Annotated in this window: 21 protein-coding genes; 19 read left to right on the plus strand and 2 right to left on the minus strand. The window is 60.2% G+C overall.

Annotation, left to right across the window (positions count from 1 at the left end):
* Nucleotides 1-22: 22 nt before the first annotated feature.
* A complete protein-coding gene (gene clpS / locus AB4P90_RS17385) occupies nucleotides 23-391 on the minus strand; it encodes an ATP-dependent Clp protease adapter ClpS (protein ID WP_005789091.1) in 369 nt (122 codons plus the stop codon).
* Between the two features lie 225 nt (nucleotides 392-616).
* Between clpS and cspD the strand changes: the two genes are divergently transcribed.
* On the plus strand, nucleotides 617-877 hold the full coding sequence (cspD, locus tag AB4P90_RS17390; RefSeq protein ID WP_014718902.1) for a cold shock domain-containing protein CspD: 261 nt from the start codon (nucleotides 617-619) through the stop codon (nucleotides 875-877).
* A gap of 75 nt (nucleotides 878-952) precedes the next feature.
* Here the strand turns inward: cspD and icd are convergent, their stop codons facing one another.
* Complete coding sequence (gene icd, locus AB4P90_RS17395) at nucleotides 953-2,209, minus strand: NADP-dependent isocitrate dehydrogenase (RefSeq protein WP_005789095.1); 1,257 nt, start codon at nucleotides 2,207-2,209, stop codon at nucleotides 953-955.
* A gap of 483 nt (nucleotides 2,210-2,692) precedes the next feature.
* Here icd and AB4P90_RS17400 point away from each other — a divergent pair, with 483 nt between their 5' ends.
* From AB4P90_RS17400 to nuoJ, 18 genes are all read left to right on the plus strand, one after another.
* On the plus strand, nucleotides 2,693-4,918 hold the full coding sequence (locus tag AB4P90_RS17400) for an NADP-dependent isocitrate dehydrogenase (protein ID WP_130175066.1): 2,226 nt from the start codon (nucleotides 2,693-2,695) through the stop codon (nucleotides 4,916-4,918).
* A gap of 225 nt (nucleotides 4,919-5,143) precedes the next feature.
* Nucleotides 5,144-5,590 carry an NUDIX hydrolase gene (locus AB4P90_RS17405; protein ID WP_073844364.1) on the plus strand — a complete coding sequence of 149 codons (447 nt, stop codon included), beginning with the start codon at nucleotides 5,144-5,146 and terminating at the stop codon, nucleotides 5,588-5,590.
* A 59-nt stretch (nucleotides 5,591-5,649) separates the two neighbouring features.
* A complete protein-coding gene (gene mnmA / locus AB4P90_RS17410; protein WP_014718905.1) occupies nucleotides 5,650-6,774 on the plus strand; it encodes a tRNA 2-thiouridine(34) synthase MnmA in 1,125 nt (374 codons plus the stop codon).
* Nucleotides 6,771-7,394, plus strand: a complete 624-nt coding sequence (gene hflD, locus AB4P90_RS17415; RefSeq protein ID WP_003192101.1) for a high frequency lysogenization protein HflD — start codon at nucleotides 6,771-6,773, stop codon at nucleotides 7,392-7,394. Before mnmA ends, hflD begins: the two co-directional genes overlap by 4 nt.
* A 125-nt stretch (nucleotides 7,395-7,519) precedes the next feature.
* A complete protein-coding gene (purB, locus tag AB4P90_RS17420) occupies nucleotides 7,520-8,890 on the plus strand; it encodes an adenylosuccinate lyase (protein ID WP_047711152.1) in 1,371 nt (456 codons plus the stop codon).
* 84 nt (nucleotides 8,891-8,974) lie between these two features.
* Nucleotides 8,975-10,141 (plus strand): cupin domain-containing protein, encoded by a 1,167-nt coding sequence (locus tag AB4P90_RS17425; RefSeq protein WP_014718907.1) that lies wholly within the window; start codon nucleotides 8,975-8,977, stop codon nucleotides 10,139-10,141.
* Nucleotides 10,134-10,556, plus strand: coding sequence for a GNAT family N-acetyltransferase (locus tag AB4P90_RS17430; protein ID WP_014718908.1), 423 nt, complete (start codon nucleotides 10,134-10,136; stop codon nucleotides 10,554-10,556). The genes AB4P90_RS17425 and AB4P90_RS17430 overlap by 8 nt, the downstream gene beginning before the upstream one ends.
* A gap of 148 nt (nucleotides 10,557-10,704) precedes the next feature.
* Nucleotides 10,705-11,442: a secretin N-terminal domain-containing protein gene (locus AB4P90_RS17435; RefSeq protein ID WP_395605182.1), complete on the plus strand. Its 738-nt coding sequence runs from the start codon at nucleotides 10,705-10,707 to the stop codon at nucleotides 11,440-11,442.
* A gap of 493 nt (nucleotides 11,443-11,935) precedes the next feature.
* Complete coding sequence (gene aceA / locus AB4P90_RS17440) at nucleotides 11,936-13,261, plus strand: isocitrate lyase (protein WP_003174717.1); 1,326 nt, start codon at nucleotides 11,936-11,938, stop codon at nucleotides 13,259-13,261.
* Between the two features lie 643 nt (nucleotides 13,262-13,904).
* The gene (locus AB4P90_RS17445) at nucleotides 13,905-14,318 is read left to right on the plus strand and encodes an NADH-quinone oxidoreductase subunit A (RefSeq protein WP_003192109.1); all 414 of its coding nucleotides are present in this window, start codon (nucleotides 13,905-13,907) and stop codon (nucleotides 14,316-14,318) included.
* A 10-nt stretch (nucleotides 14,319-14,328) separates the two neighbouring features.
* A complete protein-coding gene (locus AB4P90_RS17450) occupies nucleotides 14,329-15,003 on the plus strand; it encodes an NADH-quinone oxidoreductase subunit B family protein (RefSeq protein ID WP_003174719.1) in 675 nt (224 codons plus the stop codon).
* Between the two features lie 71 nt (nucleotides 15,004-15,074).
* Nucleotides 15,075-16,859 (plus strand): NADH-quinone oxidoreductase subunit C/D, encoded by a 1,785-nt coding sequence (gene nuoC / locus AB4P90_RS17455; protein WP_005789116.1) that lies wholly within the window; start codon nucleotides 15,075-15,077, stop codon nucleotides 16,857-16,859.
* A gap of 2 nt (nucleotides 16,860-16,861) precedes the next feature.
* Nucleotides 16,862-17,359: an NADH-quinone oxidoreductase subunit NuoE gene (nuoE, locus tag AB4P90_RS17460; protein ID WP_003232080.1), complete on the plus strand. Its 498-nt coding sequence runs from the start codon at nucleotides 16,862-16,864 to the stop codon at nucleotides 17,357-17,359.
* On the plus strand, nucleotides 17,356-18,711 hold the full coding sequence (nuoF, locus tag AB4P90_RS17465; RefSeq protein ID WP_032896666.1) for an NADH-quinone oxidoreductase subunit NuoF: 1,356 nt from the start codon (nucleotides 17,356-17,358) through the stop codon (nucleotides 18,709-18,711). Before nuoE ends, nuoF begins: the two co-directional genes overlap by 4 nt.
* Nucleotides 18,712-18,846: 135 nt before the next feature.
* Nucleotides 18,847-21,561, plus strand: a complete 2,715-nt coding sequence (gene nuoG / locus AB4P90_RS17470) for an NADH-quinone oxidoreductase subunit NuoG (protein ID WP_014718910.1) — start codon at nucleotides 18,847-18,849, stop codon at nucleotides 21,559-21,561.
* Nucleotides 21,558-22,565, plus strand: coding sequence for an NADH-quinone oxidoreductase subunit NuoH (nuoH, locus tag AB4P90_RS17475; RefSeq protein WP_003174724.1), 1,008 nt, complete (start codon nucleotides 21,558-21,560; stop codon nucleotides 22,563-22,565). Before nuoG ends, nuoH begins: the two co-directional genes overlap by 4 nt.
* Nucleotides 22,566-22,576: 11 nt before the next feature.
* Entirely contained in the window at nucleotides 22,577-23,125 is a 549-nt protein-coding gene (gene nuoI / locus AB4P90_RS17480; RefSeq protein ID WP_014718911.1) for an NADH-quinone oxidoreductase subunit NuoI, read from the plus strand.
* Between the two features lie 9 nt (nucleotides 23,126-23,134).
* Nucleotides 23,135-23,638, plus strand: coding sequence for an NADH-quinone oxidoreductase subunit J (gene nuoJ, locus AB4P90_RS17485; RefSeq protein ID WP_003174726.1), 504 nt, complete (start codon nucleotides 23,135-23,137; stop codon nucleotides 23,636-23,638).
* Nucleotides 23,639-23,640: the final 2 nt, after the last annotated feature.

The raw sequence follows: 23,640 nt of genomic DNA on the forward strand, positions 1-23,640 counted from the left end.
CCTCATACCCAAGTGGTCGGCGTTAACCGTCCTTCTCGATTTCACAGAGTAGCGGATGCTGGCTTTCCCTGGCGTACTGGTTGACCTGCATGGCCTTTGTCTCGGCGATGTCGCGGGTAAACACTCCACATACTGCCCGTCCTTCTGTGTGAACGGCCAGCATTACCTTGGTCGCCAACTCGCGGTTCAGGTTGAAAAACACCTCGAGCACTTCGACGACGAAATCCATCGGTGTGTAGTCATCATTAAACAAAACCACCTTGTACATCGGCGGCGCCTGTAAAGCAGGCTTGGCCTCCTGAACAGCAATGCCTGCAGAACCGTCGTCGTCATGTTCCTGATCCGGGCGATCCTGATTGAATGTTAGTCGAATCTGGCTGTTTGCATGCATGGGAAAGAAAGGTTCGTCAGTGGTTCAATTACAGTGGTGGGGGCGGCCTGTCAGAATTTCAACTCTGACCCTTTGGTCACCTTGACTATCGGCGAAACGGTGTTACAACGAATAGAGCCCACAGTGGGTAAAAAAGGTCCGCGCAGTCAACCTTATTTATTCGGGTTAGGACGGATAGACAGGATGATACTCCAGTGATGGAGTCTGGTGCAGAGGGATAAGGGAATGGCTAGTGGTAAGGTCAAGTGGTTCAACAATGTCAAGGGTTACGGCTTCGTCATTGAAGACGGCAAGACCGAGGACCTTTTTGCGCATTTCTCAGCGATCCAGATGGAAGGTTACAAAACGCTGAAAGCGGGTCAGCGTGTCAACTTTGAAATCATTCAAGGGCCAAAAGGCATGCATGCCGTAAATATTGTTGATGCGCCTGCCACTGCAGGCGTGAAAGAAACAAAGGTAGAAAAATCAGAGAAGCAGCGGGCCTGACCAGCCACTGAAATCAAGCACTCAAAGCAAACCGGCCGCCCCGACTCATCAGGGCGGCCGGTTTTCTCTGCCTGTTTACATATGCTTGATCAACGCATCACCAAACCCCGACGACGACACCAACGTAGCGCCATCCATCAGACGCTCGAAGTCATAGGTCACGGTCTTGGCCGAAATCGCGCCGTTGGTGCCCTTGATGATCAGATCCGCCGCCTCGACCCAGCCCATATGCCGCAGCATCATTTCCGCCGACAGGATCAATGAACCAGGGTTGACCTGATCCTTGCCCGCATATTTAGGCGCAGTACCGTGGGTGGCTTCAAACATTGCCACGGTGTCCGACAGGTTGGCCCCCGGCGCAATACCAATGCCGCCCACTTCCGCCGCCAGGGCGTCGGACAGGTAATCACCATTGAGGTTGAGGGTCGCGATCACGTCATATTCAGCCGGACGCAGCAGGATCTGCTGGAGCATGGCGTCGGCAATAGCATCTTTGACCACTACATTCTTGCCGGTCTTGGGGTTCTTGAACTGCATCCACGGCCCGCCATCGAGCAAGGTCGCACCGAACTCTTCAGCCGCCACTTCGTAGGCCCATTCCTTGAAGGCCCCTTCGGTGAATTTCATGATGTTGCCTTTGTGCACGATGGTCAGCGAGTCGCGGTCGTTATCCACCACATACTGCAAGGCCTTGCGCGCCAGGCGCTTGGTACCCTCTTTGGAGACCGGCTTGACGCCAATTCCGCAATCCTGGTCGAAACGGATCTTGGTAACACCCATTTCTTCCTTGAGGAACTTGATCACTTTGATCGCTTCCGGCGAACCGGCCTTCCACTCGATGCCCGCGTAAATATCCTCGGAGTTCTCACGGAAAATAGTCATGTCCACGTCGCCAGGCTTTTTCACCGGGCTGGGCACGCCTTCGAACCAGCGCACCGGGCGCAGGCACACGTACAGGTCAAGTTGCTGGCGAAGCGCTACGTTCAGCGAGCGGATACCGCCACCCACCGGCGTTGTCAGCGGGCCCTTGATGGACACCACGTAATCCTTGACCGCGTCCAGGGTTTCCTGGGGCAGCCAGGTGTCCTGGTCGTAGACTTGAGTGGCTTTTTCGCCAGCGTACACCTCCATCCAGGAGATTTTGCGCTTGCCGCCGTAAGCCTTTTCAACAGCGGCGTCGACCACCTTGATCATCACCGGGCTGATGTCGACGCCAATACCGTCACCTTCGATGTAGGGGATGATCGGTTGGTCAGGAACATTGAGAGAATGGTCTGCATTGACGGTGATTTTGTCGCCGACTGCCGGAACCTGAATCTTCTTGTATCCCATGCTGAACTCCATCTATGGATTGAACATCTGGCTGCGTTCGAGCCTACTCCAGATAAATGGCGACTGAAACCTCACGCCATGCTCATTTGCATCGAAAACAGCATATTTGGTGGCCTACAAGCCTGAAAGCAAAGGGAAAAGCGCCAATCTTGAGCACATCCCACTACCCCACGCACCTGCGACCTTTAGACCAATGGACGAGCCCCCTTTTGTATGAAGGCTCAGCGTAAGCATAGCGACCTATGTATAATGCCGCCGCTGACCAAAGAGTCACGACGGCGGACCGCTCTAGAACGTAGCCTTTCGCCAGAAAGCCGGACTATTACCATAGCCCACCCGCTTGACGCTCGACTGATGCAAACCAACATCACCGCGAAGAAACCTCGACATTTCGCTCATGGATGACTTTGAACGAACGCGCTCTACCCGGCGCATCTCGAGTTTCTGCGCACGCTTTCAGCAAAGAAGAGAGTTAATCCGAATATGCCCACCCGCTCGAAGATCATCTACACCTTCACCGACGAAGCCCCAGCCCTCGCCACCTATTCACTGCTGCCTATCGTAGAGGCCTTCACCGCTTCCGCTGATATTGCCGTGGAAACCCGCGACATTTCCCTCGCCGGGCGCATCCTCGCAAGCTTCCCCGAGCAACTGGGCACCAAGGCCATCCCGGACCACCTCGCCGAACTGGGCGACCTGGCCGTTACGCCTGAAGCCAACATCATCAAGCTTCCCAACATCAGCGCCTCGACCCCGCAGCTGCAAGCCGCGATCAAGGAACTGCAGGCCCAGGGCTACGCCCTGCCGGACTACCCTGAAACCGTAACCACCGACGCGGAAAAAGAAACCCGTGCACGTTACGACAAGGTCAAGGGCAGCGCCGTGAACCCGGTACTGCGCGAAGGCAACTCCGACCGTCGCGCACCGCTGTCGGTCAAGAACTACGCACGCAAGCACCCGCACAAGATGGGCGCCTGGGCTGCCGATTCCAAGTCGCACATTGCCCACATGAACAACGGCGACTTCTACGGCAGCGAAAAAGCCGTGCAGATCGAAACCGCTGACGCGGTCAAAATTGCGCTGGTTGCGAAGGACGGCACCACCACCGTCCTGAAGGAAAAGACCAGCGTTCAGGCCGGCGAAATCATCGACACCGCCGTGCTGAGCAAAAAAGCCCTGCGCAGCTTCATCGCCGCTGAAATCGAAGACGCCAAGAAGCAAGGCGTGCTGCTGTCGGTTCACTTGAAAGCCACCATGATGAAGGTCTCCGACCCGATCATGTTCGGCCAGATCGTTGCCGAGTTCTATAAAGACGCCCTGGCCAAGCACGCGACCGTGCTGGAACAGATCGGCTTCAACCTGAACAACGGCATCGGCGACCTGTACGCCCGCATCAAGGCCCTGCCGGCCGACCAGCAGGCGCAGATCGAAGCCGACATCCAGGCGGTCTACGCCGTTCGCCCTGCCCTGGCGATGGTCAACTCCGACAAAGGCATCACCAACCTGCACGTGCCGAGCGACGTCATCGTCGACGCCTCGATGCCAGCGATGATCCGTGACTCCGGCAAGATGTGGGGCACCGACGGCCAACTGCACGACACCAAGGCTGTGATCCCGGATCGCTGCTACGCCACCATCTACCAGGCGGTCATCGAAGACTGCAAGGCCAATGGCGCCTTCGACCCCACCACCATGGGCAGCGTGCCAAACGTTGGCCTGATGGCGAAGAAAGCCGAAGAGTACGGCTCCCACGACAAGACCTTCCAGATCAAGGCTGACGGCGTTGTCCGCGTCACCGACAGCCAGGGCAACCTGCTGATGGAACAGAACGTCGAAGCTGGCGACATCTTCCGCATGTGCCAGACCAAAGACGCGCCGATCCAGGACTGGGTCAAGCTCGCCGTCAACCGTGCCCGCGCCAGCAACACCCCGGCCATTTTCTGGCTGGACCCTAAGCGCGCGCACGATGGCGTGGTGGTCGAGAAAGTTCAGACCTACCTGAAAGATCACAACACCGAAGGCCTGGACATCCGCATCATGGCCCCGGTCGATGCGATGAAGTTCACCCTGGAGCGCACCCGCAAGGGCCTGGACACCATCTCGGTGACCGGCAACGTACTGCGCGACTACCTGACCGACCTGTTCCCGATCATGGAACTGGGCACCAGCGCCAAGATGCTGTCGATCGTGCCGCTGATGAATGGCGGTGGCCTGTTCGAAACCGGTGCTGGCGGTTCGGCTCCAAAGCACGTGCAGCAACTGCTGGAAGAAAACTTCCTGCGCTGGGATTCCCTGGGCGAGTTCCTGGCCCTGGCCGCGTCCCTCGAGCATTTGGGTGTGACGTACAACAACCCGAAAGCGCTGGTACTGTCCAAGACCCTGGACCAGGCCACCGGCCAGTTCCTGGACAACAACAAGTCGCCATCGCGCAAGGTCGGCAACATCGACAACCGCGGCAGCCACTTCTACCTGGCGCTGTACTGGGCACAAGCCCTGGCCGCCCAGACCGACGACACTGCACTGCAAGCGCAATTTGGCGAACTGGCCAAAACCCTGGCCGAGAACGAAGCAACCATCGTTGCCGAACTCAACGCCGTACAGGGCAAGCCAGTGGACATCGGCGGCTACTACGCGCCGAACCCAGAGCTGACCAGCAAGGCCATGCGCCCGAGCAACACCCTCAATGCGGCGATTGCCAAGTTGAAGTAAGGTTGTAAGGATGCGAAGAAGCCCCGGCCCAGTGCCGGGGTTTCTGTTTCGGACTGCCACCGATTTAACTGAAGAAACCCAATAGAATGTGGGAGCTGGCTTGCCTGCGATGACGGTCTACCAGCAAGCTATTCAGTAGCTGACCCACCGCTATCGCAGGCAAGCCAGCTCCCACATTGACCGCAATCCTGCCCGAAGACCGCGGGGCATCCCAAGAGACTTCCCATGACCTGGCAACCTCACATCACCGTCGCCACCATCGTCGAAGACAACGGCCGCTTCCTGATGGTCGAAGAACTCAAGGGCGGCCGCGCCGTGCTCAACCAGCCCGCCGGCCATCTGGACCCGAACGAAACCCTGACCGAAGCTGCCGTGCGCGAAACGCTGGAAGAAACCGGCTGGGACGTGGAAGCTACCGGCATCGTCGGCATCTACCTGTACACCGCACCCAGCAATGGCGTCACCTATCAACGGGTCTGCTTTATCGCCAAGGCCCTGAGACACCACCCGGACTATCAACTCGACGAAGGCATCCTGCGCGCCCGCTGGCTGACCCGTGACGAGCTGATGGCCGTGCGCGACGACTGGCGCAGCGAGCTGATTATCCGCTGCATCGATGATTATCTGGCCGGCCAATGCCACAGTCTCGAATTGATCCGCCCTTCTCTTTAGCCTTGCGGGCCCAGGCCTGCTAGAATCGCGTCCTTTTTCAAGACACCCGTTGAAACCCTATGCGTGATTCAGCCCCTTCTGACACACAAAAGAAGCGCGTCATCGTCGGCATGTCCGGCGGCGTGGACTCTTCCGTTTCCGCCGTTCTGCTCATGGAGCAGGGTTATGAGGTGGAAGGCCTGTTCATGAAGAACTGGGAAGAAGACGATGGAACCGAATACTGCACCGCCATGGACGACCTCGCCGACGCCCAGGCCGTATGCGACAAGATCGGCATCAAGCTGCACACCGCCAACTTCGCCGCCGAGTACTGGGACAACGTGTTCGAGCACTTCCTGGCCGAATACAAGGCCGGCCGCACGCCGAACCCGGACATCCTGTGTAACCGCGAAATCAAGTTCAAGGCCTTCCTCGACTACGCCATGATGCTCGGCGCCGACCTGATAGCTACCGGCCACTACGTGCGCCGTCGCGATATCGATGGCCGCACCGAATTGCTCAAGGGCCTGGACCCGAACAAGGACCAGAGCTACTTCCTGCACGCCGTCGGTGGTGAGCAGATCGCCAAGACCCTGTTTCCGGTCGGCGAACTGGAAAAGCCCGAAGTGCGCAAAATTGCCGAGAAACACGGCCTGGCCACCGCCAAGAAGAAAGATTCCACCGGTATCTGCTTTATCGGCGAGCGGCGCTTCAGTGATTTCCTCAAGCAATACCTGCCGGCGCAACCGGGCGAGATCAAGACCACCGAGGGTGAAGTGATCGGCCGCCACCACGGCCTGATGTACCACACCATCGGCCAGCGCCAGGGCCTGGGTATTGGCGGTTTGAAGGACGCCGGTGAAGAGCCGTGGTACGTGCTGGTCAAAGACCTGGAAAACAACGTGCTGGTGGTCGGCCAAGGCAACGAGCACCCGCTGCTGTTCTCCGGCGCCCTGCTCGCTTCCGAGATCTATTGGGTCAACCCTATCGACTTGAGCACCCCGCGCCGCCTGACCGCCAAAGTGCGTTATCGCCAGAGCGACCAGCCCTGCACCCTGGAAAAGACCGCCACCGGCTACCGTGCCACCTTCGATGACCCGCAGCGCGCGGTCACCCCTGGCCAGTCCGTGGTGTTCTATGACGGCGAAATCTGCCTGGGCGGCGGCGTGATTGAAGTCGCGCAAGCCTGGAGCAACCCGGCATGAGCCCGACCCAGGAGCAATTGACGGCCCTTGGCGGTGTCTTTCTCGCTGCGGTACTGGTGGACAAGATCGCCAAGACCGGCCAGGTCACTGAAGCCGGCCTGACCTGCATGCTCGGCAGCCTGCTGATCCGCGATCCCAAGGACACCCTTGAGGTTTATGGCGGTGACGACCTGGCCCTGCGTGAAGGCTATCGCGCCCTGATCGGCGCCCTGGAGCGCGACCCCAGCACTCTGCAGCGCGAACCGTTGCGCTATGCCCTGTCGATGCTCGGCCTTGAGCGCCAACTAGCCAAGCGTGACGACCTGCTGGACACCATCGGCAAGCGCCTGCCGCAGATCCAGTCCCAGGTAGAACACTTCGGCCCGGCCCACGAAAACGTGATCGCAGCCTGTGGTGCGCTGTACCAGGACACCTTGAGCACCCTGCGCCAGCGCATCCAGGTGCACGGCGACATGCGCAACCTGCAGCAACCCAACAACGCGTCGAAAATCCGCGCCCTGCTCCTGGCCGGTATTCGTTCGGCACGCTTGTGGCGCCAACTGGGCGGTCATCGCTGGCAGTTGGTGATCAGCCGACGCAAATTGCTCAAAGAGCTTTACCCGTTGATGCGCAACGAATAAGTCGCACCAGCAGGCTGTTTTCAAGCCATTACGCGTAATACGCCGGTCAGTTGGCGACGGACCGGCGGATTTTTTCATGTATGATACGCGCCCCATTTCGTTGCCCGACTGTCCGAGAACACCCCATGCAGCTCTCTTCGCTCACTGCGGTTTCCCCTGTTGACGGCCGCTACGCCGGCAAAACCCAGGCCCTGCGCCCTATTTTCAGCGAGTACGGCCTGATCCGTGCCCGTGTCCTGGTTGAAGTGCGCTGGCTCCAGCGCCTGGCCAGTCACCGCGCCATCAGCGAAGTGCCGGCGTTTTCCGCCGAAGCCAACGCTGTATTGAACACCCTGGCGGAAAACTTCTCCCTGGAGCACGCCGAGCGTGTCAAAGAGATCGAGCGCACCACCAACCACGACGTCAAAGCCATCGAATACCTGCTCAAAGAGCAAGCGGCCCAACTGCCGGAACTGGCCCAGGTCAGCGAGTTCATCCACTTTGCCTGCACCAGCGAGGACATCAACAACCTGTCCCACGCCCTGATGCTGCGCGAAGGCCGTGATGACGTGATGCTGCCGCTGATGCGCCAGACCGCCGAAGCCATCCGCGAGCTGGCGATCCGTTTCGCTGCCGTGCCGATGCTGTCGCGCACCCACGGCCAGCCGGCCTCGCCGACCACCCTGGGCAAAGAACTGGCCAACGTGGTGTACCGCCTGGAGCGCCAGATCGCCCAAGTCGCCGCCGTGCCATTGCTGGGCAAGATCAACGGCGCCGTAGGCAACTACAACGCCCACCTGTCGGCCTATCCTGAGATCGACTGGGAAGCCAACGCCCGCGCCTTCATCGAAGACGAGCTGGGCCTGGGCTTCAACCCCTACACCACGCAGATCGAACCCCACGACTACATCGCCGAGCTGTTCGACGCGATTGCACGCTTCAACACCATCCTGATCGATTTCGATCGCGATATCTGGGGCTACATCTCCCTGGGCTACTTCAAGCAGCGCACTATTGCAGGCGAAATCGGTTCATCGACCATGCCGCACAAGGTCAACCCGATCGACTTCGAAAACTCCGAAGGCAACCTGGGTATCGCCAACGCCCTGTTCCAGCACCTGGCCAGCAAGTTGCCGATCTCTCGCTGGCAGCGCGACCTGACCGACTCCACCGTATTGCGCAACCTCGGTGTCGGCTTTGCCCACAGCGTGATCGCGTACGAAGCCAGCCTCAAAGGCATCAGCAAGCTGGAGCTCAACGAGCAGAAGATTGCCGCTGACCTGGACGCGTGCTGGGAAGTATTGGCCGAGCCGATCCAGACCGTGATGCGCCGCTACAACATCGAAAACCCCTACGAGAAGCTGAAAGAATTGACGCGCGGCAAGGGCATCAGCCCCGAAGCACTGCAAACTTTCATCGACGGCCTGGACATGCCAGCCGCGGCCAAGGCCGAGCTGAAGCTGCTCACCCCGGCCAACTACATCGGCAACGCTGTAGAGCAAGCCAAGCGCATCTGATCCAAGCAAGCTCCTTTGAGACGCCCGGCCGCGCCGGGCGTTTTTATTCCTGTCTTAAAAGTGCTTTTTTTCAATAGGTTACACATGAATCCTGATATCCCTCTTCAACTTCTGGGCGGCATCACGGCACGGGAATTCCTGCGCGACTACTGGCAGAAAAAACCGCTGCTGATCCGCCAGGCCATCCCTGACTTCGAAAGCCCGATCGACGCCGACGAACTGGCAGGCCTGGCCCTGGAAGAAGAAGTCGAGTCGCGCCTGGTGATCGAACACGGCGAGCGCCCGTGGGAACTGCGTCGCGGCCCGTTCGCCGAAGACGCTTTCAGCACCCTGCCCGAGCGCGAGTGGACCCTGCTGGTGCAGGCGGTCGACCAGTTCGTGCCGGAAGTGGCTGAGCTGCTGGAGCACTTCCGCTTCCTGCCGAGCTGGCGTATCGATGATGTGATGATCAGCTTCGCCGCGCCGGGTGGCAGCGTCGGTCCGCATTTCGATAACTACGATGTGTTCCTGCTGCAAGCCCAGGGCAAGCGCAACTGGAAGATCGGCCAGATGTGCAATTCCGAAAGCCCGTTGCTGCAACACGCCGACCTGCGCATCCTCGCAGAATTCGAAGAAAGCGCCGAATGGGTGCTGGAACCGGGCGACATGCTCTACCTGCCGCCGCGCCTGGCCCATTTCGGTATTGCTGAAGACGACTGCATGACCTATTCCGTGGGTTTCCGTGCACCGAGCGCCGCTGAAGTGCTGACCCACTTCACCGACTTCCTCAGCCAGTACCTGACCGACGAAGAGCGCTACACCGACGCAGACGCCCAGCCGGTCAGCGACCCGCACCAGATCCAGGGCGACGCACTGGACCGCCTCAAGGGCTTGCTCGCCGAGCACATGAGCGATGAGCGCATGCTGCTGACCTGGTTCGGCCAGTTCATGACCGAGCCACGCTACCCGGAACTGGTGGCCGGCGAAGAGTTGGGCGAAGAAGACTTCATCAACAGCCTGCAAGACGGCGCGATCCTGGTACGCAACCCGAGCGCACGCTTGGCCTGGTCCGAAGTGGACGACGACGTACTGCTGTTCGCCAGCGGCCAGAGCCGTTACCTGCCGGGCAAACTGCGTGAACTGTTGAAGCTGGTGTGCTCGGCCGATGCACTGCACAGCGAAAACCTGGGCGAGTGGCTGGCCGACGAAGACGGTCGCGACCTGCTGTGCGAACTGGTCAAGCAAGGCAGCCTGGGGTTCGCGGATGAATAGAATTCACGTAAGTGTCGCGGACTGGCGAAAGGATATCGACGAGATTCGGCGCATTCGTGAAGCGGTATTCATCGCTGAACAATCGGTCCCGCCTGAATTGGAGTGGGACGCGGACGATGCCGGCGCCATGCATTTTCTTGCATACGAAGGTGATTTCCCGATTGGCACCGCTCGATTGCTGCCCAGCGGCGAGATCGGTCGGGTATCAGTGCTCAAGGACTGGCGTGGGCTGAAAGTCGGCGACAAGCTGATGGAAGCGGTGATCGGCGAGGCGGTGAAACGCGGCCAGACCCGGCAATTCCTGAGTGCGCAGGTGTATGCGGCGCCGTTCTATGAGCGGCTGGGCTTCAAGATCGTCAGCGATGAGTTTCTTGAGGTCGGGATTCCGCATGTGGATATGGTGCGCGGGGACTGACCCGAGTCCGCGTCGCCTGCGATAGCTATTTCAGCAACATCCTGAATGCCCTGCCTGCCAGGGCATTTTGCCGTCTACGATTCAACTTGCGCCCTGCCAGGCCGACAAACTGGCACTATCAAGCAAATGACTCGCAGAGATAACGGACATGTCCCTACGCACCCTGCTCACCGCCCTCGTGATGACCGTCAGCGCTTGCGCCATGGCCGCCACTGAAGTCGTCAACCTGAACAACCGCACCAGCGCCGACCTGCTGCCCGTGGCGCAGAACTTCATTGGCAAGGACGGCACCGTCAGCGCCTACGGCAACCAGCTTATCGTTAACGCTGAGCCCGCCAGGATCGAGGGCTTGCGCGCACTGCTCGGCCAATTGGATACACCGGCCAGACGTCTGCTGATCACCGTCGATACCAACGAGAACAACCAACAGAACAGTGGTGACAGCCAGACCCGCATCATCAGCTACGGCACTGCCAGCCGCGACGGTGGCGTGCAGCAGATCCAGGCCAGCGAAGGCGTGCCTGCGCTGATCCAGGTCGGCCAGAGCGTACCGCTGACCACCACGCAACAGGACAGCTACGGCCGTCTGCAAAACCAGACCCAGTATCGCAACGTCACCCAGGGCTTTTACGTGACCGCCAGCGTCACCGGCGAGACCGTACACCTGGCCATCAGTACCAACCGTGACCGCATGAGCCAGGAACGTCCCGATGTAGTGAACGTGCAAAACACCGACACAACTGTCAGCGGCCGCCTGGGCGAATGGATTCCCCTGGCCGGCATCAATCGTGAAACCCAGGCGGACAAATCCTCTACAACCCGCAGCTACTCTACTCAGGGCCGCGATGACCTGACTTTACGGGTCAAGGTCGACACCCTGAACTGAAGCACCGAAAACTGACTGGCAAGTCGCATTAGACTAAAGATGTAGTGCCATAAAAAAAGCACTACAAAACATTTGACGAGCCAAAAAAGCATGGGCATGATGGCCTCGCTCCCGCTAATCAGGGGCCCTGGCAAGGGCCTTCGGATCGCCGCTCTAAGCTACCCACCTGAGCCGATTCGTGTCTGTACCGCCCACAAGGTGTGTTTGACGTTGGTTGCGACTGGAACGAAGTTGTCCCGAGGGACGGAAGCTAACCAGGTAACCCGGCTACACACTGATGGATCGTACAAAGGCCCACGACGCCCGAAGACCGTTCGCAGTTTGCCCTTACCTGCTCAACTCCCCCTTGAGCCCCATCGTTCATCCCGTCGCCTACCTCCGTCAGATTTGACTTGAACCCCAAAGCTTCTGGTCAGCGAGCAATCCTACCCAGGCAACGAATGCCGGGCTGGCAAACGGATACTTCAAACAAGACGCGACGAGGTTTTTCCCCATGGCACTGACACGCGAACAGCAAATTGCAGCCCTTGAAAAAGACTGGGCTGAAAACCCACGCTGGAAAGGCGTAACCCGCGCTTATTCCGCTGCTGACGTCGTCCGCCTGCGTGGCTCGGTCCAACCTGAGCACACCTTTGCAAAACTCGGCGCCGAGAAGCTGTGGAACCTGGTCACTCAGGGTGCCAAGCCTTCTTTCCGTCCCGACAAAGATTTCGTCAACTGCATGGGCGCCCTCACTGGCGGCCAGGCAGTCCAGCAGGTAAAAGCCGGTATCCAGGCGATCTACCTGTCCGGCTGGCAAGTGGCAGCGGACAACAACTCCGCTGAATCCATGTACCCCGACCAATCGCTGTACCCGGTGGACTCGGTACCAACCGTGGTCAAGCGCATCAACAACTCGTTCCGTCGTGCCGACCAGATCCAGTGGAAAGCCGGCAAGAACCCGGGCGATGAAGGCTACATCGACTACTTCGCGCCAATCGTGGCCGACGCCGAAGCCGGTTTCGGCGGCGTACTCAACGCCTACGAGCTGATGAAGAGCATGATCGAGGCAGGCGCTGCCGGCGTGCACTTCGAAGACCAACTGGCTTCGGTGAAAAAATGCGGCCACATGGGCGGCAAAGTACTGGTACCGACCCAGGAAGCTGTACAGAAGCTGACCGCTGCTCGCCTGGCCGCTGACGTGGCCGGTACGCCGACCATCATCCTGGCCCGTACCGACGCCAACGCAGCAGACTTGCTGACCTCGGACTGCGACCCGTACGACCAGCCGTTCGTCACCGGCGAGCGCACCCAGGAAGGCTTCTATAAAGTGCGCGCCGGCCTCGACCAGGCAATCGCCCGTGGCCTGGCCTACGCGCCGTACGCCGATCTGATCTGGTGCGAAACCGCCAAGCCAGACCTGGACGAAGCACGCCGCTTTGCCGAAGCGATCAAGAAGGAATACCCGGACCAACTGCTGTCCTACAACTGCTCGCCTTCCTTCAACTGGAAGAAGAACCTGGACGACGCGACCATCGCCAAGTTCCAGCGTGAGCTGTCGGCCATGGGCTACAAGCACCAGTTCATCACCCTGGCCGGTATCCACAACATGTGGCACAGCATGTTCAACCTGGCGCACGACTACGCCCGCAACGACATGACCGCCTACGTGAAGCTGCAGGAGCAGGAATTCGCAGACGCCGCCAAAGGCTACACCTTCGTGGCGCACCAGCAGGAAGTGGGCACCGGCTACTTCGACGACATGACCACCGTGATCCAGGGCGGCACCTCGTCCGTGACCGCGCTGACCGGTTCGACCGAAGAAGAGCAGTTCCACTAAGTACCGCTTACACGGCCACTGCGGCCCCACGGAAGACCTAACCGCAGTGCCGCGCAACAATCACGCCCCGACTGGTTCGGGGCGTTTTTTTTGCCTAGGAATCACCGAAAATCAAGGGTGGGAGCTGGCTTGCCTGCGATGGCGGTGGGTCAGAGGCAGGTGTTTCAGCTGATCCGCCGCCACCGCAGGCAAGCCAGCTCCTACATTGACCGCGCCCTATCCATAGTTTTTTGCTAAAAACATTGATCCAGAGCGGTATCCGCGCACATCCGATCGGTTAAAAGAACCGTTGCGACAACTAAGCGACACTCAAGCAAGTAACGGTAACTTCCCGCGCCACATGAGAAACACTCGCTTACACCCCGCGCAAACAATATTCATTATCATTTAGCGCCTGAAAACTTCGTTACCGCTTAAACAAAACATAATTGATGAAAAGCCCGCTAATGCCCACGCCACAAGGGCTACAGCCCCAAGAAGGTGCACTATGTGCTTATTCCACCGAATAATTTCGCCCTGGGAATTTTACTTGCCCGGTGTTTAGCCATAAAATCACCGCGATTGATTGCAGTGCGACATATCGTCACTGCATCGTTACTTTTTCGAGCTCAGAGACCTTTGCTCTCTGTTAAGGATTTCCAGCATGACCGACGCGACAGGACTCATGGCCCACAACTGGGGCTTTGCCATTTTCCTTCTCGGTGTTGTAGGCCTCTGCGCCTTCATGCTTGGCGTCTCCAGCCTCCTCGGGTCAAAAGCCTGGGGCCGCAGCAAAAACGAACCGTTCGAATCCGGCATGCTACCTACAGGTGGCGCCCGCTTGCGGCTCTCAGCCAAATTCTATCTGGTCGCGATGCTCTTCGTGATCTTCGATATCGAAGCCCTCTTTCTCTTTGCATGGTCTGTGTCCGTCCGCGAAAGCGGCTGGACCGGATTCGTCGAAGCTCTCGTTTTCATAGCAATTCTGTTGGCAGGTCTTGTCTACCTGTTCCGAGTGGGCGCCCTTGACTGGGCTCCGGAAGCTCGTCGCAAGCGGCAAGCGAAGCTGAAACAATGAGGCTTTGGCAATGCAATACAATCTCACCAGGATCGACCCGGATGCTCCTAACGAGCAGTACCCCATCGGCGAACGGGAAACCGTCTCCGACCCGTTAGAAGACCAAGTCCACAAAAACATCTACATGGGCAAGCTGGAAGACGTGCTGAGTGGCGCGGTCAACTGGGGGCGTAAAAATTCCCTGTGGCCGTACAACTTCGGCCTTTCGTGCTGCTACGTGGAAATGACCACCGCCTTCACGGCGCCCCACGACATCGCGCGCTTTGGTGCCGAAGTGATCCGGGCCTCGCCGCGCCAGGCGGATTTCATGGTTATCGCCGGTACCTGCTTCATCAAGATGGCGCCGATCATCCAGCGTCTCTATGAGCAAATGCTCGAACCAAAGTGGGTTATCTCCATGGGTTCGTGCGCCAACTCCGGTGGCATGTACGACATCTACTCGGTCGTTCAAGGGGTGGACAAGTTCCTGCCCGTGGACGTCTACGTGCCTGGCTGCCCGCCCCGTCCCGAAGCGTTCCTGCAAGGCTTGATGCTGTTGCAGGAATCGATTGGCAAGGAGCGTCGCCCACTGTCCTGGGTGGTCGGTGATCAAGGCGTTTATCGCGCCGAGATGCCGTCTCAAAAGGAACAGCGCCGCGAACAGCGAATCGCAGTCACCAACCTGCGCAGCCCCGACGAAGTCTGATCCAGCCCGCTTCTTTTATAGAACGAAAACCTGGCTTCATTCTTTACGTTGACCGAAAGCGATAAAAAACCATGACTACAGGCAGTGCTCTGTACATCCCGCCTTATAAGGCAGACGACCAGGATGTGGTTGTCGAACTCAATAACCGTTTCGGCCCTGACGCCTTCACCGCCCAGGCCACACGCACCGGTATGCCGGTGCTGTGGGTGGCGCGTGCCAGGCTCGTCGAAGTCCTGACCTTCCTGCGCAATCTGCCCAAGCCGTACGTCATGCTCTATGACCTGCATGGCGTGGACGAGCGTCTGCGCACCAAGCGCCAGGGCCTGCCGAGCGGCGCCGATTTCACCGTGTTCTACCACCTGATGTCGCTGGAACGTAACAGCGACGTGATGATCAAGGTCGCCCTGAGCGAGAGCGACCTGAGCATCCCGACCGTGACCGGTATCTGGCCGAACGCCAGCTGGTACGAGCGTGAAGTCTGGGACATGTTCGGCATCGACTTCCCTGGCCACCCGCACCTGACGCGCATCATGATGCCGCCGACCTGGGAAGGTCACCCGCTGCGCAAGGACTTCCCTGCCCGCGCCACCGAATTCGACCCGTACAGCCTCAACCTCGCCAAGCAACAGCTTGAAGAAGAGGCGGCGCGCTTCCGCCCCGAAGACTGGGGCATGAAGCGCTCCGGCACCAACGAGGACTACATGTTCCTCAACCTGGGCCCGAACCACCCTTCGGCCCACGGTGCCTTCCGTATCATCCTGCAACTGGACGGCGAAGAAATCGTCGACTGCGTCCCGGACATCGGCTACCACCACCGTGGCGCCGAGAAGATGGCCGAGCGTCAGTCCTGGCACAGCTTCATCCCGTACACCGACCGTATCGACTACCTCGGCGGCGTGATGAACAACCTGCCGTACGTGCTCTCGGTCGAGAAGCTGGCCGGTATCAAGGTACCGGACCGCGTCGACACCATCCGCATCATGATGGCCGAGTTCTTCCGCATCACCAGCCACCTGCTGTTCCTGGGAACCTATATCCAGGACGTCGGCGCCATGACGCCGGTGTTCTTCACCTTCACCGACCGTCAGCGTGCCTACAAGGTCATCGAAGCCATCACCGGTTTCCGTCTGCACCCGGCCTGGTACCGCATCGGCGGCGTGGCCCACGACCTGCCGAACGGCTGGGAACGCCTGGTCAAGGAATTCATCGACTGGATGCCCAAGCGCCTGGACGAGTACCAGAAAGCCGCGCTGGACAACAGCATCCTCAAGGGCCGCACCATTGGCGTCGCGCAGTACAACACCAAAGAGGCCCTGGAGTGGGGCGTCACCGGTGCCGGCCTGCGTTCCACCGGTTGCGACTTCGACCTGCGTAAAGCGCGCCCGTACTCCGGCTACGAGAACTTCGAGTTCGAAGTACCGCTGGCGGCCAATGGCGATGCCTACGACCGTTGCATCGTGCGCGTCGAAGAAATGCGCCAGAGCCTGAAGATCATCGAGCAGTGCATGCGCAACATGCCGGCCGGCCCGTACAAGGCGGATCACCCGCTGACCACGCCGCCGCCCAAAGAGCGCACGCTGCAGCACATCGAAACCCTGATCACGCACTTCCTGCAGGTTTCGTGGGGCCCGGTGATGCCGGCCAACGAATCCTTCCAGATGATCGAAGCGACCAAGGGTATCAACAGTTATTACCTGACGAGCGATGGCGGCACCATGAGCTACCGCACCCGGATTCGTACCCCAAGTTTTGCCCACTTGCAGCAGATCCCTTCGGTGATCAAAGGCGAGATGGTCGCGGACTTGATTGCGTACCTGGGTAGTATCGATTTCGTTATGGCCGACGTGGACCGCTAAGCATGAACAGCACGCTTATCCAGACAGACCGTTTCACCTTGAGTGAAACCGAGCGCTCGGCCATCGAGCACGAGCTGCATCACTACGAAGACCCGCGCGCGGCGTCGATCGAAGCCCTGAAGATCGTCCAGAAGGAACGTGGCTGGGTGCCCGACGGCGCCCTCTACGCCATCGGCGAGATCCTCGGCATCCCCGCCAGCGACGTTGAAGGCGTGGCGACGTTCTACAGCCAGATCTTCCGCCAACCGGTGGGCCGCCACATCATTCGCGTGTGCGACAGCATGGTCTGCTACATCGGTGGCCATGAGTCCGTGGTCAGCGAAATCCAGGCCAAGCTGGGCATCGGCCTCGGCCAGACCACCGCCGACGGCCGCTTCACGCTGCTGCCGGTGTGCTGCCTGGGCAACTGCGACAAGGCGCCGGCGTTGATGATCGACGACGACACATTCGGTGACGTACAGCCTGCTGGCGTGACCCAATTGCTCGAGGGCTACCCATGACCCTGACCTCTTTCGGCCCGGCCAACCTGATCAAGCGTTCGGCCGAGACCCACCCGCTGACCTGGCGCTTGCGTGACGACGGCGAGCCGGTATGGCTCGACGAATACCAGGCCAAGAACGGCTACGCCGCTGCGCGCAAAGCTTTCGCCGACATGGCCCAGGACGATATCGTCCAGACCGTGAAAGACGCCGGTCTCAAGGGCCGCGGCGGCGCAGGCTTCCCCACCGGCGTGAAGTGGGGCCTGATGCCCAAGGACGAATCCATCAACATCCGCTACCTGCTGTGCAACGCGGATGAAATGGAGCCCAACACCTGGAAAGACCGCATGCTGATGGAGCAACTGCCCCATCTGCTGATCGAAGGCATGTTGATCAGTGCCCGTGCGCTCAAGACCTACCGTGGCTATATCTTCCTGCGTGGCGAGTACACCACCGCCGCCAAGCACCTCAACCGTGCAGTGGAAGAAGCCAAGGCCGCTGGCCTGTTGGGCAAGAATATCCTCGGTTCCGGTTTTGACTTCGAACTGTTCGTGCACACCGGCGCCGGGCGTTATATCTGCGGTGAAGAGACCGCACTGATCAACTCCCTCGAAGGCCGCCGCGCCAACCCGCGTTCCAAGCCGCCCTTCCCCGCCGCCGTGGGCGTGTGGGGCAAGCCGACGTGTGTGAACAACGTCGAGACCCTGTGCAACGTGCCGGCGATCATCGCCGACGGCGTGGACTGGTACAAATCCCTGGCCCGCGAAGGCAGCGAAGACATGGGCACCAAGCTCATGGGCTTCTCCGGCAAGGTCAAGAACCCTGGCCTGTGGGAACTGCCATTCGGCGTGACCGCTCGCGAGCTGTTCGAGGACTACGCCGGCGGTATGCGCGACGGCTACACCTTGAAAGCCTGGCAGCCAGGCGGCGCCGGCACCGGTTTCCTGCTGCCCGAGCACCTCGATGCACAGATGTATGCCGGCGGTATCGGCAAGGTGGGCACCCGGATGGGTACCGGCCTGGCGATGGCGGTCGACAACACCGTGAACATGGTCTCGTTGCTGCGCAACATGGAGCAGTTCTTTGCCCGTGAATCGTGCGGCTTCTGCACCCCATGCCGCGACGGTCTGCCGTGGAGCGTGAAGCTGCTGATGGCCCTGGAAAATGGCGAAGGCCGCGAGGGTGATATCGAAACCCTGCTGGGTCTGGTCGGTTTCCTCGGCCCAGGCAAGACTTTCTGTGCTCACGCACCGGGCGCCGTGGAGCCATTGGGCAGCGCAATCAAATACTTCCGCTCGGAGTTCGAAGCCGGCATCGCGCCCACCAGCGCCGCCGTCCCGCCTCTGGCGAAGCCGATCGTAGTCGGCGCGTAACGCTTAAACAGGCGAAGGGTCCGTGCCCTTCGCCTGCTCATGTGCTGACGCCGTAAAGGCTGTGTAGATGCACATGAATAACAAGATTCCATTAGCCACGCCCGCTGACAACGGGCCAACGAAGAACTTTGAACCATGGCCACTATCCACGTAGACGGCAAAGCGCTCGAAGTCGATGGGGCGGACAACCTGTTACAGGCGTGTCTGTCACTCGGCCTCGACATCCCGTATTTCTGCTGGCACCCCGCGCTTGGTAGCGTCGGTGCCTGTCGCCAGTGTGCGGTCAAGCAATACACCGACGAGAACGACACCCGTGGTCGTATCGTCATGTCCTGCATGACCCCAGCCACCGACAACACCTGGATCTCCATCGACGATGAAGAATCCAAGGCGTTCCGCGCCAGCGTTGTCGAATGGCTGATGACCAACCACCCCCACGACTGCCCGGTCTGTGAGGAAGGCGGTCACTGCCACCTGCAAGACATGACGGTGATGACCGGCCACAACGAGCGCCGTTATCGCTTCACCAAGCGTACCCACCAGAACCAGGACCTCGGCCCGTTCATTTCCCACGAAATGAACCGCTGCATCGCCTGCTACCGCTGCGTGCGCTTCTATAAAGACTACGCCGGCGGCACCGACCTCGGCGTGTTCGGCGCCCACGACAACGTGTACTTCGGTCGCGTTGAAGACGGCGTGCTGGAGAGCGAGTTCTCCGGCAACCTCACCGAGGTCTGCCCGACCGGTGTGTTCACCGACAAGACCCACTCCGAGCGCTACAACCGTAAGTGGGACATGCAATTTGCGCCGAGCATCTGCCATGGCTGCTCCAGCGGTTGCAACATCTCCCCGGGCGAGCGCTACGGTGAGCTGCGTCGTATCGAAAACCGCTTCAACGGTTCGGTCAACCAGTACTTCCTGTGCGACCGTGGCCGTTTCGGCTATGGCTACGTCAACCGCGAAGACCGCCCACGCCAGCCCCAGCTGGCCGATGGCGCCAAGCTGAGCCTGGACGCAGCGCTGGATAAGGCTGCCGACCTGTTGCGCGGGCGCAATATCGTGGGTATCGGTTCGCCACGCGCCAGCCTCGAAAGCAACTTCGCGTTGCGCGAGCTGGTAGGTGCCGAACACTTCTACTGCGGTATCGAAGCCGACGAGCTGGAGCGCATCCGCCTGGTCCTGCAAGTGCTGAACGACAGCCCGCTGCCGGTACCGAACATGCGCGACATCGAAGACCACGATGCGATCTTCGTACTCGGTGAAGACCTGACCCAGACCGCTGCACGCATCGCGCTGTCGCTGCGTCAGTCGGTCAAAGGCAAGGCCGAAGAAATGGCCGACGCCATGCGCGTACAGCCTTGGCTCGACGCCGCCGTGAAGAACATCGGCCAGCACGCGCTGAACCCGCTGTTTATCGCCTCCCTGGCTGAAACCAAGCTCGACGACATCGCCGAAGAGTGCGTGCACGCCGCGCCGGACGACCTGGCCCGCCTCGGTTTCGCCGTGGCCCACGCCCTCGACGCCAGCGCACCCGCCGTTGAAGGCCTGGACGCTGAAGCTGCCGAGTTGGCCCAGCGCATTGCCGACGCCCTGCTGGCGGCCAAGCGTCCGCTGATCATTGCCGGTACCTCGTTGGGTTCCAAAGCGCTGATCGAAGCCGCCGCCAACATCGCCAAGGCCCTGAAGCTGCGCGACAAGAACGGTTCCATCAGCCTGGTGGTGCCGGAAGCCAACAGCCTGGGCCTGGCCATGCTCGGTGGCGAGTCCGTGGACGCAGCGCTGCAAGCCGTGACCGACGGCCGTGCCGACGCCATCGTGGTGCTGGAAAACGACCTGTACACCCGCACCGCTGCGGCCAAGGTTGACGCGGCACTGGACGCGGCCAAAGTGCTGATCGTCGCCGACCACCAGAAGACCGCCACCAGCGACCGCGCCGATCTGGTGCTGCCAGCCGCCACCTTCGCCGAAGGCGACGGTACCCTGGTCAGCCAGGAAGGCCGCGCCCAGCGCTTCTTCCAGGTGTTCGATCCGAAGTACATGGACGCCAGCATCCTGGTGCACGAAGGCTGGCGCTGGCTGCATGCCCTGCGCGCCACCCTGCTGAACCAGCCGATCGACTGGACCCAGCTCGACCACGTGACCGCTGCCACCGCCGCCAGCGCGCCGCAGCTTGCTCGTATCGTCGATGCCGCGCCGTCCGCCGCGTTCCGCATCAAGGGCCTGAAACTGGCACGTGAGCCGCTGCGCTACTCCGGGCGCACCGCCATGCGTGCTGACATCAGCGTGCACGAGCCGCGTACCCCGCAAGACAACGACACCGCGTTTGCCTTCTCCATGGAAGGTTACTCGGGTTCGGCCGAACCGCGTCAGCAGGTGCCATTTGCCTGGTCGCCGGGCTGGAACTCGCCGCAGGCCTGGAACAAGTTCCAGGACGAAGTCGGTGGTCATATCCGCGCTGGCGACCCAGGCACTCGCCTGATCGAAAGCAGCGGTGACTCGCTGAACTGGTTCGCTGCGGTACCGCGTCCGTTCAACCCGGCGCCGGGCACCTGGCAGGTCGTGCCGTTCTTCCACCTGTTCGGCAGCGAAGAGACCTCTTCCAAGGCCGCGCCGGTTCAAGAGCGCATTCCTGCCGCCTATGTGTCCGTGGCCAAGTCCGAAGCCGACCGCCTGGGTGTCAACGACGGCGCGCTACTCAGCCTCAACGTCGCCGGCCAGACCTTGCGTCTGCCGCTGCGTATCAATGACGAGCTGGGTGCCGGCCTGGTTGCACTGCCTAAAGGCATCGCCGGTATTCCGCCTGCCATTTTCGGCAAAACCGTTGACGGTCTGCAGGAGGCAGCGCAATGACTTGGTTCACGCCGGAAGTAATTGACGTGATCATCTCGGTGGTCAAGGCCATCGTGATCCTGTTGGCCGTGGTCGTCGCGGGCGCCCTGCTCAGCTTCGTCGAACGTCGCCTGCTGGGCTGGTGGCAGGACCGTTACGGTCCGAACCGCGTTGGCCCGTTCGGCATGTTCCAGATCGCTGCCGACATGCTGAAAATGTTCTTCAAGGAAGACTGGACCCCGCCGTTTGCCGACAAGGTGATCTTCACCCTGGCACCGGTGGTCGCCATGAGCGCCTTGCTGATTGCGTTTGCGATCATCCCGATCACCCCGACCTGGGGCGTGGCGGACCTGAACATCGGCTTGCTGTTCTTCTTCGCCATGGCCGGTTTGTCGGTATACGCGGTGCTGTTCGCCGGTTGGTCGAGCAACAACAAGTTCGCCCTGCTGGGCAGCTTGCGTGCCTCGGCGCAAACCGTATCCTATGAAGTGTTCATGGGGTTGGCACTGATGGGCATCGTGGTGCAGGTTGGCTCGTTCAACATGCGCGACATCGTCGAGTACCAGGCACAGAACCTGTGGTTCATCATTCCGCAGTTCTTCGGCTTCTGCACCTTCTTCATCGCTGGCGTGGCCGTGACTCACCGTCACCCCTTCGACCAGCCGGAAGCGGAACAGGAACTGGCCGACGGTTACCACATTGAATATGCCGGCATGAAGTGGGGCATGTTCTTCGTCGGTGAGTACATCGGCATCATCTTGATCTCGGCCCTGCTGGTCACGCTGTTCTTCGGCGGCTGGCACGGTCCGTTTGGCATCCTGCCGCAGTTGGCCTTCTTCTGGTTCTTCCTGAAGACCGCGTTCTTCATCATGCTGTTCATCCTGCTGCGCGCCTCGATTCCGCGCCCGCGTTATGACCAGGTGATGGATTTCAGCTGGAGATTCTGCCTGCCGCTGACCCTGATCAATTTGCTGGTGACGGCTGCCGTCGTGTTGTTGAACACGCCAGCTGCCGCGGTTCAGTGAGGATTTGACCCATGTTCAAATATATTGGCGACATCGTTAAGGGTACCGGTACCCAGTTGCGAAGCCTGGTGATGGTGTTCGGTCACGGCTTTCGCAAACGCGACACCCTGCAATACCCCGAAGAAGCGGTGTACCTGCCGCCGCGCTATCGCGGCCGCATCGTACTGACCCGCGACCCCGACGGCGAAGAGCGTTGCGTAGCCTGCAACCTGTGCGCCGTGGCGTGCCCGGTGGGTTGCATCTCCCTGCAGAAAGCTGAAACCGAAGACGGTCGCTGGTACCCGGACTTCTTCCGCATCAACTTCTCGCGCTGCATTTTCTGCGGCCTCTGCGAGGAAGCTTGCCCGACCACCGCGATCCAGCTCACACCGGATTTCGAGATGGCCGAGTTCAAACGTCAGGACCTGGTGTACGAGAAAGAAGATCTTTTGATCGCAGGTACCGGTAAAAACCCTGATTACAACTTCTATCGTGTTGCAGGTATGGCCGTTGCCGGTAAGCCAAAAGGCGCCGCACAAAACGAAGCCGAGCCGATCAACGTGAAGAGCTTGCTGCCTTAAGGAAGAAAGATGGAATTCGCTTTCTATTTCGCATCGGGTATTGCAGTGGTGTCCACGCTTCGCGTGATCACCAACACTAACCCCGTGCACGCCCTGCTCTACCTGATCATTTCACTGATCGCCGTGGCCATGACCTTTTTCAGCCTCGGCGCACCGTTCGCCGGTGTGCTGGAAGTGATCGCCTACGCCGGCGCCATCATGGTGCTGTTCGTGTTTGTGGTGATGATGCTCAACCTGGGGCCGGCTTCGGTCGCCCAGGAGCGCGTCTGGCTCAAGCCCGGCATCTGGCTCGGCCCGGTTGTCCTCGCCGCCTTGCTGCTGGGTGAACTGCTGTATGTGCTGTTCGCTCACCAGAGCGGCCAGGCCATCGGCCACACCACCGTAGACGCGAAAGCCGTGGGCATCAGCCTGTTCGGCCCGTACCTGCTGGTGGTCGAACTGGCTTCGATGCTGCTGCTCGCCGCAGCCATCACTGCCTTCCACTTGGGCCGCAACGAAGCCAAGGAGCAATGACG

This window comes from Pseudomonas sp. B16120, from assembly GCF_044218845.1.
GTDB classification, from domain to species: Bacteria; Pseudomonadota; Gammaproteobacteria; order Pseudomonadales; family Pseudomonadaceae; genus Aquipseudomonas; species Aquipseudomonas paracarnis.